General features: G+C 42.6%; 15 protein-coding genes. All 15 read right to left on the minus strand.

What is annotated here, in order from left to right; translation table 11 throughout:
- Window positions 1-108: 108 nt before the first annotated feature.
- A complete protein-coding gene (rplA, locus tag O3664_RS08195; protein ID WP_001085675.1) occupies window positions 109-798 on the minus strand; it encodes a 50S ribosomal protein L1 in 690 nt (229 codons plus the stop codon).
- 207 nt (window positions 799-1,005) lie between these two features.
- The gene (rplK, locus tag O3664_RS08200) at window positions 1,006-1,431 is read right to left on the minus strand and encodes a 50S ribosomal protein L11 (protein WP_001085807.1); all 426 of its coding nucleotides are present in this window, start codon (window positions 1,429-1,431) and stop codon (window positions 1,006-1,008) included.
- Window positions 1,432-1,659: 228 nt separating this feature from the next.
- Entirely contained in the window at window positions 1,660-2,376 is a 717-nt protein-coding gene (gene ldcB, locus O3664_RS08205) for an LD-carboxypeptidase LdcB/DacB (RefSeq protein ID WP_020903042.1), read from the minus strand.
- A gap of 2 nt (window positions 2,377-2,378) precedes the next feature.
- The gene (locus O3664_RS08210; RefSeq protein WP_084928871.1) at window positions 2,379-2,849 is read right to left on the minus strand and encodes an HIT family protein; all 471 of its coding nucleotides are present in this window, start codon (window positions 2,847-2,849) and stop codon (window positions 2,379-2,381) included.
- Between the two features lies 1 nt (window position 2,850).
- Window positions 2,851-3,888 (minus strand): M42 family metallopeptidase, encoded by a 1,038-nt coding sequence (locus O3664_RS08215; RefSeq protein ID WP_084863016.1) that lies wholly within the window; start codon window positions 3,886-3,888, stop codon window positions 2,851-2,853.
- A gap of 97 nt (window positions 3,889-3,985) precedes the next feature.
- On the minus strand, window positions 3,986-5,311 hold the full coding sequence (gene brnQ, locus O3664_RS08220) for a branched-chain amino acid transport system II carrier protein (RefSeq protein ID WP_247947245.1): 1,326 nt from the start codon (window positions 5,309-5,311) through the stop codon (window positions 3,986-3,988).
- 276 nt (window positions 5,312-5,587) lie between these two features.
- Window positions 5,588-5,875, minus strand: a complete 288-nt coding sequence (locus O3664_RS08225; RefSeq protein ID WP_084928869.1) for a rhodanese-like domain-containing protein — start codon at window positions 5,873-5,875, stop codon at window positions 5,588-5,590.
- 114 nt (window positions 5,876-5,989) lie between these two features.
- The gene (locus tag O3664_RS08230) at window positions 5,990-6,568 is read right to left on the minus strand and encodes a uracil-DNA glycosylase family protein (RefSeq protein ID WP_084928868.1); all 579 of its coding nucleotides are present in this window, start codon (window positions 6,566-6,568) and stop codon (window positions 5,990-5,992) included.
- 53 nt (window positions 6,569-6,621) lie between these two features.
- Window positions 6,622-8,022, minus strand: a complete 1,401-nt coding sequence (gene pepV, locus O3664_RS08235; RefSeq protein ID WP_261079863.1) for a dipeptidase PepV — start codon at window positions 8,020-8,022, stop codon at window positions 6,622-6,624.
- A 13-nt stretch (window positions 8,023-8,035) separates the two neighbouring features.
- On the minus strand, window positions 8,036-8,641 hold the full coding sequence (locus tag O3664_RS08240; RefSeq protein WP_203179810.1) for a nitroreductase family protein: 606 nt from the start codon (window positions 8,639-8,641) through the stop codon (window positions 8,036-8,038).
- Window positions 8,642-8,814: 173 nt separating this feature from the next.
- On the minus strand, window positions 8,815-9,669 hold the full coding sequence (locus O3664_RS08245) for a metallophosphoesterase (protein ID WP_371613883.1): 855 nt from the start codon (window positions 9,667-9,669) through the stop codon (window positions 8,815-8,817).
- Window positions 9,659-11,506, minus strand: a complete 1,848-nt coding sequence (gene uvrC / locus O3664_RS08250) for an excinuclease ABC subunit UvrC (protein ID WP_371613884.1) — start codon at window positions 11,504-11,506, stop codon at window positions 9,659-9,661. Before uvrC ends, O3664_RS08245 begins: the two co-directional genes overlap by 11 nt.
- Window positions 11,507-11,544: 38 nt before the next feature.
- Window positions 11,545-12,246, minus strand: coding sequence for a M57 family metalloprotease (locus tag O3664_RS08255; RefSeq protein ID WP_371613885.1), 702 nt, complete (start codon window positions 12,244-12,246; stop codon window positions 11,545-11,547).
- Window positions 12,247-12,308: 62 nt separating this feature from the next.
- Window positions 12,309-13,088, minus strand: coding sequence for an alpha/beta hydrolase (locus O3664_RS08260; protein WP_371613886.1), 780 nt, complete (start codon window positions 13,086-13,088; stop codon window positions 12,309-12,311).
- A gap of 66 nt (window positions 13,089-13,154) precedes the next feature.
- A complete protein-coding gene (locus O3664_RS08265) occupies window positions 13,155-14,816 on the minus strand; it encodes a ribonuclease J (RefSeq protein WP_261113924.1) in 1,662 nt (553 codons plus the stop codon).
- Window positions 14,817-14,991: the final 175 nt, after the last annotated feature.

Here is a 14,991-nt window from a genome sequence, read left to right on the forward strand (position 1 = left end):
AATGTGTCCTTTCTCGAACTTAGCTTTTCTGCGATCCACTACAGTTGACAAAGAGACAAAACAAAAAAACGAGCACTTTAGTACTCGTTCTATGATATAAACTACTGATTAAAGTGAGTTTACGTCAACTTTGATACCAACACCTTGAGTAGTTGTGATAGTCAAGTTTGTTACGTAAGTTCCTTTAGCTGTAGCTGGTTTTGCTTTTTGGATTGTTTCGTTGAAAGCTTTGAAGTTTTCAACCAATTTTTCAGCTTCAAATGATACTTTACCGATGATTGCTTGAACGTTACCTGCACGGTCAGCACGGTAAGTGATTTTACCACCTTTAGACTCTTCAACTGCTTTAGCAACATCCATTGTTACAGTACCAGTTTTAGGGTTTGGCATCAAGTTACGTGGTCCAAGGACACGTCCAAGACGTCCAACAAGAGCCATCATATCAGGTGTAGCGATAACTACGTCGAAGTCCAACCAACCGTCGTTGATTTTAGCAACAAGGTCATCTTCACCAACAAAGTCTGCACCAGCAGCTTTTGCTTCTTCAGCTTTTGCACCACGTGCGAAAACAAGAACGCGTGAAGTTTTACCAGTACCGTTTGGCAATACCATTGCTCCACGGATTTGTTGATCAGCTTTTTTAACGTCGATGTTCAAGTTGTAAGCAACTTCTACAGTTGCGTCAAATTTTGCAAAGTTAGTTTCTTTTGCAAGTGCTACAGCTTCTTCTACGCTGTATGCTTTTGTGCTGTCGATTTTCTCAAGAGCAGCACGAAGTTGTTTGCTTTTTTTAGCCATTTTCTATTCTCCTTGTAAGTGGTTCAATCGATTTTCATCTCCCACGTCACTCCTCGAAATGATGAAGTCTTGCGGGTTTTCAGTCTATTATTTTTCTTTTCCTACTTCGTTAAGCTTCCTTGCTGTACCCAAGTACAAGCTTTAGTCACTTGCCTAGTATGAAAAGCAACTAATAGACTGCTGTGAGATTTTCTACTGTGTTATTGATTAGTCAACAACAGTGAATCCCATAGAACGAGCAGTACCTTCGATCATACGCATTGCAGACTCTACGTTTGCTGCGTTCAAATCTGGCATCTTAGTTTCTGCAATTTCTTGTACTTGTGCACGAGTAACTGTAGCAACTTTAGTTTTGTTAGGTGTACCTGATCCTTTTTCAACACCTGCAGCTTTTTTCAAAAGAACAGCAGCTGGTGGTGTTTTAGTGATGAAAGTAAATGATTTATCTTCGTAAACTGAGATAACAACTGGAATGATCATACCAGCTTGGTCAGCTGTACGAGCGTTGAACTCTTTTGTGAATCCCATGATGTTGATACCAGCTTGACCAAGAGCAGGTCCAACCGGTGGAGCTGGTGTAGCTTTACCAGCAGGGATTTGCAATTTTACAAGTTTTTCGACTTTTTTAGCCATTTTTAAATCCTCCTTTGTGGTTTTGGCGGTAATTAAAGATTTTTACCTCCCACAAGCATGCTTTACACATACCCATTTATTATACACTATTTATCTAGAATTGCAAGAGAAAAGTTTATTTTTTATACTCAATGAAAATCAAAGAGCAAACTAGGAAGCTAGCCGCAGGCTGTACTTGAGTACGGTAAGGCGACGCTGACGTGGTTTGAATTTGATTTTCGAAGAGTATTAATCGACGTAATCTCCGCCTTCAAATCCATAGTACTCTTCCAAACTGAGACCACTCTCTGCAATTTCTTTTGCTTCTTTTCCGACATAACGAAGGTGCCATTCTTCAGCCATATAGCCTGTTTCCTTTTCCTTACCTTTGAGATAACGAACAACAAAGCCATAATCAGCAGCATGATCCAAGAGCCATTGGGCCGCTTTTTCTTCTGTCACCAAATCACCATTTGTCCCAATCACATCAAAGGCTAAACCTGTCTGGTGTTCGCTATAGCCAGGTCGAGCAGAATAACGGTCAGCTGCTGCCTTCCCATCTTGGTTGACATAATCTTGATAGAGCTTGGTCTGAGTTTCATAACTTCTAAAACCACTGTAATGATCGCTAATCGGGAAACCTGCCTCTTGCATAGCTTTAATGAGTTTGACCAACTCAGCCTTGGCTGTTGGATTTTCCCCTGGATTGTAGTCTTTTGACAATGGGTAGTGTTTATTTGCTACGATGATTTCATCGTATTTCCCTTGGATGCTGTAGTAGTCTCCTTTGTTAACCACTTCTGCTTTTTTCTGGGCAGCTCCTTGAGCCTTACTTCCTACTGTTCCATCAGCTTTAGCTGTTTGCTCTGTCTTAACTGAGCCATCTTCATTTTTTGCTTTTTCTTGTGAACAAGCTGCTAGACTCAAGGCTAGCAAAGCTGTCAAGATAAGGTATCTTTTTTTCATTTCTACTCCTTTATTTCTAATAGTTTATCTACTTCTAACGATAATCGTTTGACTAATCTTTTAATCTCATCCGGTTTTGCTTGGCAGGTTTCTGCTGTCATTTCTTCAAAGGGAACCCACCAGACTGGACCACGTCCATTGAGACCGTGACCATTCATGTCACCTCTTCGTCTAGGAAACAGATGCCAATGAAGATGGGCATCGCCATTTCCTAGCAGTTCGATATTCATTTTCTCAGCAGCAAAAGCCTTAGCAACCGCCTCTTGGACCACACTCATTTCTTCTAGAAAATGGAGTCTTGTCTCCTTTTTCAAATGGTGCAATTCGGTGACATGTTCCTTGGCTAGAAAGAGACTATAGCCTGCAAAATACTGGTGGTCTCCAACCACAAGATAGCCTGTTTCCAACTCTTTGACAAAATAGGGACTTTCTCCCTTCTTGATGAGCTCAATTCTCTGGCAAATCAAACACATATCAATCTACCAATGCGCTCTTAAGATAAGCATCAACCATACGTTCCGTTGCGACCACCGAATCAATATGAGTGCGTTCATATGAGTGACTAGACTCGATACCAGCACCGAGAAGGGCGTGTTTGACTTCTGCCCCTGCGGACATGGCTGCTGAAGCGTCCGAACCATAAAATGGATAGATATCCAGTTTAAATGGAATATCTTGCTCTTTAGCCAAAGCAACCAAATGTTGACGGAAGTCATAGTGATAAGGTCCAGAAGCATCCTTGACACAGATAGACACTGTATATTCGTCTGTTTGCTGGTCATCTCCCATAGCTCCCATATCCACAGCCAGATATTCTACCACCTGAGCAGGAATATTAGAGTTAGCCCCATGCCCCACTTCTTCAAAGACTGAAAAAGCAAAATGGGTTGTTACGGGCAATTCAATCTTCTCTTCCTTATAAATACGAAGCAGATTAAGCAAAATCGCTGCACTGACCTTATCGTCCAAATGACGAGACTTGATAAAACCTGTCTCTGTCACGACGGTTCGTGGATCAAAGCTGATAAAATCACCGACCTCAATACCAAGAGCACGAGTTTCTTTTTCATTGGTCACTTTTGCATCCAAACGCACTTCCATATTGTCCTGAGTGCGTTCTGCAGTTCCTGCATCCTTATAGACATGGCAAGAAGTTTGGTGGATGAGGATGGTTCCTGATACTTTTTCACCTGTGCTAGCTACGTGAACAGTACAGTTTTCTCCTTCAATCATGTTCCAAGGGAAACCACCGATACGGTCCATTTTGAGACGGCCGTCTGGTTTGACAGCACGGACAATAGCACCCAACGTATCCACATGGGCAGTCACATAGCGGTGCTCTTCATCATTTTGACCTTTGATGGTCACATTGACACCGCCCTTGGCTGTGCGAACCGGCTGGTAACCAAAACCTTCTAGAGTCTTGACTAAATAGTCTGAAATCTCACGAGTGAAGCCCGTTGGCGATGCAATAGCTGTCAGTTCTTTGATATATTCTACTGTTTGATTCATTTCTTCACCTCTTTTGCTACCTATTATAACACATTTATCATCGGATAAAAAAAGAAAATCACTCCTGTAGACTTGGCTACAAAAGTGATTTTAATGATTATTCCATTTCAAAAACATCGCTTTCTTGCTTGTTTGGTAGAACCAATGAGAGCAAGATTCCGACAACGGCTGGTACTAACCATGGGAGTGAGGCCTTGGCAAAAGGAAGAGCGTTGACAAGGTTTGCAAGAAACTCAACCTTAAACGAGCTTCCTAGTACGCTTGCAATGGCAATAGCTGTAACCACAGCAATTGTCAACTGCATACCTGGTTTTGAAAGAGCCACAAATTTGTTGACAATGACAATCATAACGATGGCAATGGTGATTGGGTACAAGATAACCAGTACAGGGATTGAGTACTTGATAATCGCATCAAGACCCAAATTGGCAATAGCAAATCCAATCAAGGTAAAGGCTGTCGCATAAACCTTATAACTGATTTGTGGGAAACGTTCATTAAAGAACTCAGCTGTTGACACAATCAAACCAACCGTTGTTGTGAAGCAGGTTACAGTAACCATAGCTGCAAGGAAGAGTTGGGCTGTTGAGCCAAAGATTTCTTGAGTGGCTTGTGACAAGATGTAAACACCTGGTGTTCCACCCTTCATCGCTTCAGCTGGTACCGGAAAATGATTTCCAAGGAAACCTAAACCGATATAAAGAGCACTGAAGGCAAGGGCAACAACGATACCAACAACCCAAATGGTTGAAATGTATTCTTTCTTACTTGAGAAGCCAAGTTGTTTCAAGGTTTGAACTGCGATTACACTGAAGGCAACGGAGGCAAGGGCGTCCAAGGTATTGTAACCTTCTAGGAAACCTGTCCCAAAGGCAGAAGCTTGATAAGCAGCTGAAGCAGCTTGAGGACTTGTTCCACCGTATTTGATAGCTCCTAGGACAACCAAGATAACAATCAAAATCGCAAAGACTGGTGTTAAAATACGGCCGATACGGTCTAAGATTTTTGATGGATTAAGCGAAATCAAATAGGCTGCTGCAAAATACAGAACTGTAAAGACAATCAAACCAAGACCTTTATTTGCATCCGACAAAAGGGGGCTAATCCCCACTTCGTAAGCTGTTGTAGCTGTACGTGGGATAGCAAAGAATGGACCAATTGACAAGTAAAGAACTGAGAGGTAAAGAGTCGCAAACCAAGGCGCTATCTTTGTTGAAATCTCGTAGATATATCCTTTAGGATTTAGCGTTCCAATAATAAGAGTCAAGACGGCGATACCGACACCTGAAAAGACAAAACCTGCGATGGCAGGAATAAAATGTTCTCCAGATAGAGCACCTAGAGAAGGCGGAAAAATCAAGTTCCCCGCACCAAAAAATATTCCAAACAGGAGCAAACCTGTTAGGGCACCTTTTTTAGCCATGTAAATCTCCTTCATATTTATAAAATACTGACCTAGTATATCATGAAAGAGACTATGAAAAAAGCTTCACGAAGTAAATATTGAATGTTTTCAAGATTCTTAAAAATGAGAATTGTCTAAAAATAAAATTCTCCTACCCAGTCCACACCAAGTAGGAGAAAATTCTAATGTTTATACTCTTCGAAAATCTCTTCAAACCACGTCAGCTTCACCTTGCCGTACTCAAGTACAGCCTGCGGCTAGCTTCCTAGTTTGCTCTTTGATTTTCATTGAGTATTAAAGTTCTTCAAAGGCCATCATGCCACCTTGGACATTGATAACCTCATAACCTTGTTCTGATAAGAATTGGCAAGCACGCGCCGATCTCATTCCAGATTTACAAATAACATAATGTAACTGATCCTTGTCCAACTGATCATAGATATCGGCCAATTGACTAAGCGGTAGGTTGCGAGCACTTTCTATATGAAGAGCTTCAAATTCATCTACTTCTCTAACGTCCACTAGAGAAAGTTGGTCATTTTGGTAAAGCTGGTAAAATGCGTCAAAGGTTATTTCTTTCATTCTTTTTCTCCTAATACTCTTCGAAAATCAAATTCAAACCACGTCAGCGTCGCCTTACCGTACTCAAGTACAGCCTGCGGCTAGCTTCCTAGTTTGCTCTTTGATTTTCATTGACTATAAAATAGTTTTAATTCTTTTTTTCAAATCCGGCACCACTTCTGACTCAAACCAAGGATTTTTAGCCATCCAGATTTGATTTCGCGGTGAGGGGTGAACTAGTGGAAAATATGTTGGTAAGTAGTTCTGGTAATGTTTTACCCGTTCTGTCACCTTGCCACTGATTTTCTCATGTAAATAGTAGGCTTGGGCATATTGTCCAATCAAGAGGGTCAACTTTATATCTGGTAATTCTTGCAAGAGCTGCGGATGCCATTTTTCAGCAAAGCCAATTCTCGGTGGCAGATCACCTGACTTGCCATGCCCTGGAAAGTAGAAATCCATAGGCAAAACAGCAAAATATCCTGAATTGTAAAAGGTATCTTCATCCACACCTAGCCAGTCTCTCAGGCGGTCACCACTCTTATCTTTCCAGTAAAGGCCTGCTTCTTGGGTTTTAAGTCCCGGGGCCTGACCGATGATATTGATGCGAGCAGTCTTTGGCGTTGCAAAGAGAGGCTCGATGCCACGCTTTGTATAGGTAGCATTCTGTGGATCTGCCATGATAGCCTGCTTGATTCTTTCGATTTGAGACATCTACTTTCCCTCCAAAAAGAAGTCCAAGCATAAGATCTCAGACTTCTATCGTTTTATTTGATCAATTCGTAAATAGCTTCGGCATAGATTGCTGCAGCTCGGAAGAGATCATCCAAGGCGATAAATTCATTGGCTTGGTGCATGGTGTCAATTGAGTCTGGGAACATGGCACCATAGGCAACACCTCGTTCTAGCAAGCGACCAAAGGTTCCACCACCGATGACTTGCTCGTGACCTTTAAGACCAGTTTGTTTTTCATAAACATTCAACAAGGTTTGCACAAGTGGATCTTCCATTGGAACATAGTGAGGGGTATGACCGTGTTCAGAAAGGCTAACAGAAGCAACTGGCAAGTTTTCAAGGATTGACTTGATTTGTTCTGGACTTGTTCCTTTTGGATAGCGGATGTTGAGGGCAATGGTATTATCAGCACTTGTTTCATCGAAGCGGAAGACACCCGCATTCATAGAAAGGGCACCCATCTTTTCATCCACATGAGCAATCTTGAGATTTTTACCCTCATGGTCGTTCAAGAGAATTTTACCAGCGATGTCAAGGTAGTCTTTGGCTGGACCAGCAAAGTCAAACTGGCTAAGGAAGAGGGCTAAGTAAGTCGCACCATTGACACCTGAAGCAGGCATAGCACCGTGAGCTGATTTACCAATAATTGTCACCTTGTATTGGCCAGCTTCTTCTTGGAGTTCTCCTCTAAGTTTGTGTTCTGCAATAAAGGCATCTAGTTTAGCTTGCAAGTCAGCCAAATCACCTGAAACGACTGCTGTTGCTGATTCTGGTACCATATTTTCACGTAAACCACCTGTGAAGCTGTGAAGACGGGCTGCACCTGTATTTTCTCCTGCAAAATGTAGGTATTCTGTAATATTTCCTTTTTCACCGTTGATGATAGGGAATTCAGCATCAGGAGAGAAACCGAAGTCTGGTTTGGCAAGTCCTACGTGCTCAAAGTAGTAGTCCATGTCTGCCCAACCTGATTCTTCATCTGTTCCGACGATGAAGCGGACTTTCTTAGAAGTTGGAAGACCCAATTCTTTGATGATTTTCAAACCATAGTAACAAGCTGTTGTAGGTCCCTTGTCATCCGAAGCCCCACGCGCATAAAGGCGACCGTCTTTGATAGTTGGTGTGTAAGGGTCTGTGTCCCAACCGCTACCAGCTGGCACCACGTCCATGTGGGCAAAGATTCCGAGAACTTCTTCTCCATCACCAAACTCGAAGTGTCCTGCATAGTTGTCAACATTTTTAGTTGGGTAGCCATCGCGGTCTGCGATTTCAAGGAATTTTTCCAAGGCTTTTACCGGCCCAGGTCCAAATGGATGCTCAGCATCAACCTTGCTATCATCACGTTCTGAGTTGATTTCCAAAAGGCTAAACAAGTCAGCCAAGAGTTCTTCTTTGCGTTTTTCTACTTCTGCTGTAAAATCAATTGCTGTCATTTTATTCTTCTTTCTATCTTTTCTCGATGATTTCATCTACTGGCAAGCGGTAGCTTGGTTCCAATTTTTCGTCTGTGTAACCCACTGTAATCAAGAGTTCTGGGCGGAAGCGGTCTTCGATATCCAAAACTTCATTGACTTTTGATTTATCAAAACCAAGAATAAGATTTGATCCGATTCCTTGGTCTGTAAGAGCCAAAACCAAGTTCATAGCAACCAGACCTGCATTGAGGGCTAGGTAGTCGCTGACCTGTTGTTCATTGTAACGAGCAAATTCAGCTGGCAAATTTTTCATAAAGTATTGAAGTTGTTCTTCTGAGAAATTGTTAGCACCACCAACTCGGGCAATCTTACGAGCACGTTTGGCAAGGTCTGTATCTGTAAATAGGGCAATGGTTACAGGTGCTGATGATACCTGCTCAAAGTTTGAACCGTAAGCCAATTTTGCCAGTTCAGCATTTTTCTCACGAACCACCACAAATTTCCAAGGCTGGCTGTTGTGGGCGCTTGGTGCCAAGGTTGCAATTTCGATAGCCGTACGCACATCTTTTGGATCAACAGGTTTATCAGTGAACTGCTTGGTCGTATGACGTTTTTTATTTAATTCAAGAAATTTCATAATCGATTTCCTTTTCTAATTCTACTGCTTCCATTCTACCATAATTTGAAAGAGCTTGCAGAGATTTTTCGTAGAAACAAACTGGAACAAGGATAAGCAACTGAATGAAGAAAACCATTTAAATCAGGAAGCCCCTCATCCAGTTCCAATTAATTTTCAGCTGCTTAAAGAAACTAGTCCATCTTATATTCTGACTTTATAGCCTCCAAGAAATTCTTCACATCCTCTACATACCCATGCTTTTCTATTAAGTTGGCTAAGAGTTTCAGATTGTGCCCCTGATAGTTGTCTTCTCGTCGTAGCTCTTCATACATTTCGATAAAAGGAAGCCCCTTGAATTTGGCCAACTCCAACTCCGCTTCATAGTCATAAGCGACTTTACGAAATAGGATATTTACCAATTCCCCATCTTCAACTTCTATCACGGCATACTGGGCACGGTGATTTTTTAACGCCTCCCAATTAAAATAGGGCATGCCAATCGACCCTGGATTGATGATTTGTTGCCCTTGGCTTCCGTAACGAAGCAACTGCTTGTGAACATGACCATAAACTGCCACGTCCGTTTCCGCATCTAGCAGTTGGTCAAATTTATCTGTATCATTCCCAACCAGTAGGTCCCCACCATAGTTCTTATTTGGCAAATTATGAGAGATAGAAAAGCGCAATCCGTCAATTTCTTTCTTTTCCAGCAAAGGCAAGCTTCGTAGCCAGACAATCGTTGCAGGATCCATTTGCTCCATCAAAAACTGGGTCATGCGCATTGACTGGATTTCTTTCGGATGTTCCAAACCATATTCGCCATCCAAGGCCTCAAGGACACGATCATCCCAATTGCCTCGAACACTGGTTGTGATAGAAAGGTCCTTTAGCAGGGCGACTAAGTCATTTGCGCCTGGACCAGGAAGAAAAATATCTCCCAGAAGCCAGTATTCACTGACTCCTTGATTTTTAGCATCTGCAATCACTGCTTCTAGGGCCGTCGCATTGCCATGAATATCTGATAAAATTGCGATTTTATGTTTCATTGTGATTTCCTTCCGTTTGATAATCTACTTGTTCTTCCGCCACTTGAGGCAAGACTTCTGCCTCCTGCGGGTTCAACTTCCTCTGCACAGCTTCTGCAACTGCTCTTGGTACCCCAACTTCGACAATCTCATCCACACTGGCTTCCTTGATTTTAGTCAAAGACTTGAAATGCTTCATAAGATTCTGCTTGCGTTTAGGTCCCAGACCGTCAATTCCATCCAGTTGTGATGAAAAGGAATTTTTGGAGCGCAGTTGGCGGTGGAAGGTGATGGCAAAGCGGTGAACCTCATCTTGGATGCGTTGGAGGAGGAAAAATTCCTGAGAATTGCGAGACAACTCCACCACCTTCAGCGGATCTCCAAAGAGCAATTCATGGGTTTGGTGCTTGTCATTTTTTTGCAGACCTGCAATTGGAATATCCAAGCCCAGCTCTTCTTGGATAACCTGCTTGGCGATATTGACTTGACCTTGTCCCCCATCAATCACAATCAAATCTGGAGGAGTCAAACCGTCACGCTGTACTCGACCATAGCGTCTGCGAATGACCTCTCGCATACTAGCATAGTCGTCTGGCCCGACTACGGTCTTGATTTTATACTTACGGTAATCTTTTTTACTTGGTTTACCATTGACAAAGACCACCATGGCTGAAACAGGACTGGTTCCCATGATATTAGAGTTATCGAAGGATTCGATGCGGACTGGGGTCGGTATTTGAAGCAAGCGTCCCAGATTTTCAATAGCCCCCTGAGTCTTTTCAACAGATTTCTCTAGCAGGTTGAATTTCTGCTCTAGGCTGACTCGAGCATTCTTTATAGCCAAATTGACCAACTGTTTTTTCTCACCACGCTGAGGTTTGAGAATCTTAGTATCCACCAAGGCCTTGACGGCTTCTTCATCAATATCCTGCGGAATCAATACTTCATTTGGTACTAGATGGGATTTTTCTTGATAGAATTGTCCCACATAGGTTAAGAAATCCTCGTCCGGATCATTGTAGTAGGGGAATAGATTGACGTCACGTTCAATTAACTTGCCCTGACGAACAAAGAAAACCTGAACACACATCCATCCCTTGTCCACATAGTAGCCAAAGACATCCCGATTTTGGAGATCCTTAGCCATGACCCGTTGCTTGGTTCGAAGCGTTCCAATAGCCTGAATTAGGTCACGGTATTCCGCTGCACGTTCAAATTCCATAGCTTGGGCTGCCGCTGCCATTTTTCCCTTAAGAGCATCAATGATTTTGTCATCCTGTCCTTTTAGGAAATCAGAAACCTCCTGTGCCATAGACTTGAAATAGGCCTCATCTTTCTTACAGATGGTGTGGGCCATACATTGACCGATATGATAGTAAAAACAGACCTTAGACGGTGGATTGGTACACTTACGAAAAGGGAAAATCCGATCCAGCAACCTCTTGATTTCATTGGCTGCCCCCACATCTGGATAGGGACCAAAGTAGAGACCTCCGTCCTTCTTGACCTGTCGGGTAATAATCAAACGAGGATAGCGTTCATTGGTGATTTTGATGAAAGGATAGGACTTATCATCCTTGAGCATGATATTGTATTTAGGCTTATTTTCCTTGATCAGGTTGATTTCTAGGAGAAGTGCCTCAATATTGGACTCCGTAACAATAAATTCAAAATCCACAATTTCAGATACCAGAGCCTCTGTCTTAGTATCATGACTTCCACGGAAATAAGACCTCACGCGATTACGCAGATTTTTGGCCTTTCCTACATAGATAATGGTGCCGTTTTTATCTTTGTGAATGTAGCAACCAGGGCTGGTCGGCAAGAGCTCTAGTTTTGATTTAATCAAGTTATTCATAGTTCCATTATAGCAAAAAAGTAGGGAAAGATTGTTCCCTACTCACTAGTCTCATATATTTTTCGGAGGTTTGCAACATCCTCTTCCTGAATACCATAAAAGGAACCTGCAGGTTGCATCACAGACTTCTCATCTGTATGGTCCAAGCCAATCGCATGCCCCAACTCATGTTCCGCCGTATGGACAAGGCGCTCATATGAATAGCCATAGTCAGGATTAGACAGATAATAATGATTCAACCGCACCGTGACAGACAAGAATTGTCCCGTTAAGAGATTAGTCTGACTTTCCGCCTCTCCTGCCACAGGAGTGTTTCCGTTGTTCATCTCCGTAGCCAAGATATCCGCCTTGCTGGACTCAGTCACAATTTCAAAGTTAAAAGCACCAGTTTGATTCCAATTCTGGATTGCTTCTAAATAAGCTTCTTGAAAGCGTGAATCCATCTGGGGATCTAGGTAAATACGAGCAGAGGCCTGTGGCCACCTTCCTTCAGAGTGTTGGTGGCTATCTGTCTTGTTCAACTTAGGCAGTTGCCCTGTTTTTTCCCATTGGTCGATACTTTGTTTACCAATCTTGACTGACCGTTCTGCTTGCTTTAGCGCTCCTTGAAAATCACCGTTCAGATACCAGAGAAGTCCAAAAGCAAAAGCACACAAAAGAAAAGCTATCCAAACTAGACGCCAAAACAAACGCCACACAAAAGAAAAGAAAGCCCCTATCAAACGAAAAATCCAGCGCATGTTCCTCCACCTTTCTAGCAAATAAAGTCTATTTTACTAAAACAAGCTGAAAGAAAGCTAAATTATGACAATCTCTCTTCTAATTTGAAATCGATTGGTAAGGTTGCTAAGAACCGTTCCAATTGTTTTTCCCAATAATACCACTCGTGAGTTCCGGCGCTATGGCTATAGGTCACATCAAAGCCCAGTTTTTTGAGATTTTTTACTGCTAAATTATTGGCTTCGTACAAGAAATCCTGCTCGCCACACCAAGCCCAAAGTTTGGTCTTTTTATCCGATTTTTTAGCCAGACTTTCTAGAGAATAAGGACTAGTTGTCCAATCTTTAATCTCCCCAAAAACACCTCTCCAGTAAGCTGGTGTCCCCAGATTTTGGCTTTCAGGAGAAAAATCTTGAAAACTAAGGGCACCTGAAAAGCTAGCTGCATGAGAAAAATGATTTGTAGCAAGAGCCAATTTGAAACAGCCATAGCCTCCCATGGAGAGACCAGCGATAAAGGTCTTTTCACGCTTACTAGTCATGTTAGGGAAGAAACGTTTCAGAACCTGTGGCAATTCCTCTGCTAGAGCTGTGTAATAGTCAAAACCATATTGGGTATCGGTGTACCAACCGTTGCTGGTATTAGGCATGACAACGATGAGATTGGTTCCTCGAAGCAAGCGTTCTACATTGGTCCGCTTGAGCCAGCTATTATGGTTGCCAGACATTCCGTGCAAGAGGTACAAGACGGGAATATCTTCACACTCTGGTTCTTCCACTCGATTGGCATCAGGATAGAGGACATTCACTCCCCACTCCATATCCAAAACTTGTGAATAATACTCGATTTTCATTACTGCCATAATTTTTCCTCTATTTTTCTATAAGAAAAAGCCGAAACTCGACTTTCTCTCTGTTTATTTCAACGATTATTTTGCTTCCATGACTACTGGTAAAATAGCTGGACGACGTTTGGTTTGGTCAAAGAGATACTTGGTCAGATTATCACGAACCTTCCCTTTAAGGTCTGCCCAGTCAAAGTCATCTCCTTGAAGATAGTCTTCTACCGTCTGGTTAATCAATTCGGAACTTTCACGGAGAATATCGCGACTCTTCTTGAGATAAACAAATCCACGCGTGTGAACACGAGCCTTGGCCACAATTTTCTTCTCACGACGGTTAACAGTGATTGCTACGATAAAAATACCGTCCTCTGACAAGACCTTACGGTCACGAAGAACCACATTACCAACATCACCAATGGCATTCCCGTCAATCAAGACATCCCCTGCCGAAACCGCGCCAGCTGGGACAAAATCGCCATTCTCATAAGCCATGCTTGTTCCCTTTTTAGGGATGAAAATGCGTTCTGGCAACATACCTACTGCCATAGCAGCCTTAGCATGGGCATCCAACTCGCGGTATTCCCCTTGAATCGGGAAGAGATACTTGGGTTGCAAGAGATTGATCATCAACTGCAAATCACGCGCATTTCCGTGCCCTGACACACGCAAGCTTTGAGTGATCAGTTTGACAACCCCTCCAGCTTGATAAATCATGTTTTCCACACGCGCCATGACTGCTTCTTTGGCGATAGACGGAGTGGTTACGATATAGACTAGGTCACCGTCCTTGATTTCCACATAACGGTGGCGACCAATCGACATCTTGCGAAGACCGTTGATAGGCTCACCCATACGACCTGTCTCAAGGATAATCAACTCATGGTCTTCAAAACGAGACATATCTTTTGGTTTAATCAAAAGACTCTCGTTAGCTAGAGACAATTTCTTGAGGCGAATAGCAGTACGGACGATATTTTCAATATCGAATCCTGTCAAGACCACACGACGGCCTGTTGCATCCGCAGCGTCAAACACCTGCTGGATACGAGAGAGGTTGCTGGCTACTGCTGCAACAATGATACGACCATCCCAGTCCGAAATGGTTTGAGTTATCTCGTCCCCAACTTCACTTTCGCTAGCCACTTGGATATTACTGTCCGCATTGGCTGAATCGCTAAGAAGAGTTAGAACTCCGTCACGACCGATTTCTGCCAAACGAGCAAAGTCTGTCGCATAGGATTCACTAGCTGTCTGGTCAAATTTGAAATCACCTGTATAAACGATACTACCTTCAGCTGTCTTCAAGACAACACCCAGACTTTCTGGGATAGAGTGGGTCGTACGGAAGAAGGAAACCACAGTTCCTCCAAAATCAATCTCCGTATCCTCATCTATAACATGAAAATCATTGAATTTCTTAACTGTGTCATTTCCTTTGACAAAGAGTTTGGCCAACTCAATGGTCAGCTCAGACCCAAATACAGGCACCTTGGCTTCAGCCAAGAGATAAGGCAGAGCACCAATGGCATCCGCATGACCGTGGGTCAAGAAGACCCCAGCGATACGGTCACTGTTTTCAAAAAGGTAGTCCATATTTGGAATGACCACATCCACCCCTAGTTGTTCATTTTCAGGATATTTCAGACCTGCATCCAAAACGAAAATAGATCCATCGATTTCAGCGATATACATATTTTTCCCGTTTTCACGTACACCACCAAGTGTTGTTAAACTGATATTACTCATTTTTCCTCCGAAAGCTTAGTTTATCTTGATTATAGGGTTGCTTACCCTCTTATTCTAAAAGCACTACTTTTAGCCGAATCTTTTCCTACCATTATACCATTTTTTTGATGATTTTCAAAATGAAGATTTGTTTTCAAAAAAGAGCTGGTTTCCCAACTCTTTCCTATCTGCTATT

Source organism: Streptococcus sp. 27098_8_109 (assembly GCF_041432295.1).
Classification (GTDB): Bacteria; Bacillota; Bacilli; order Lactobacillales; family Streptococcaceae; genus Streptococcus.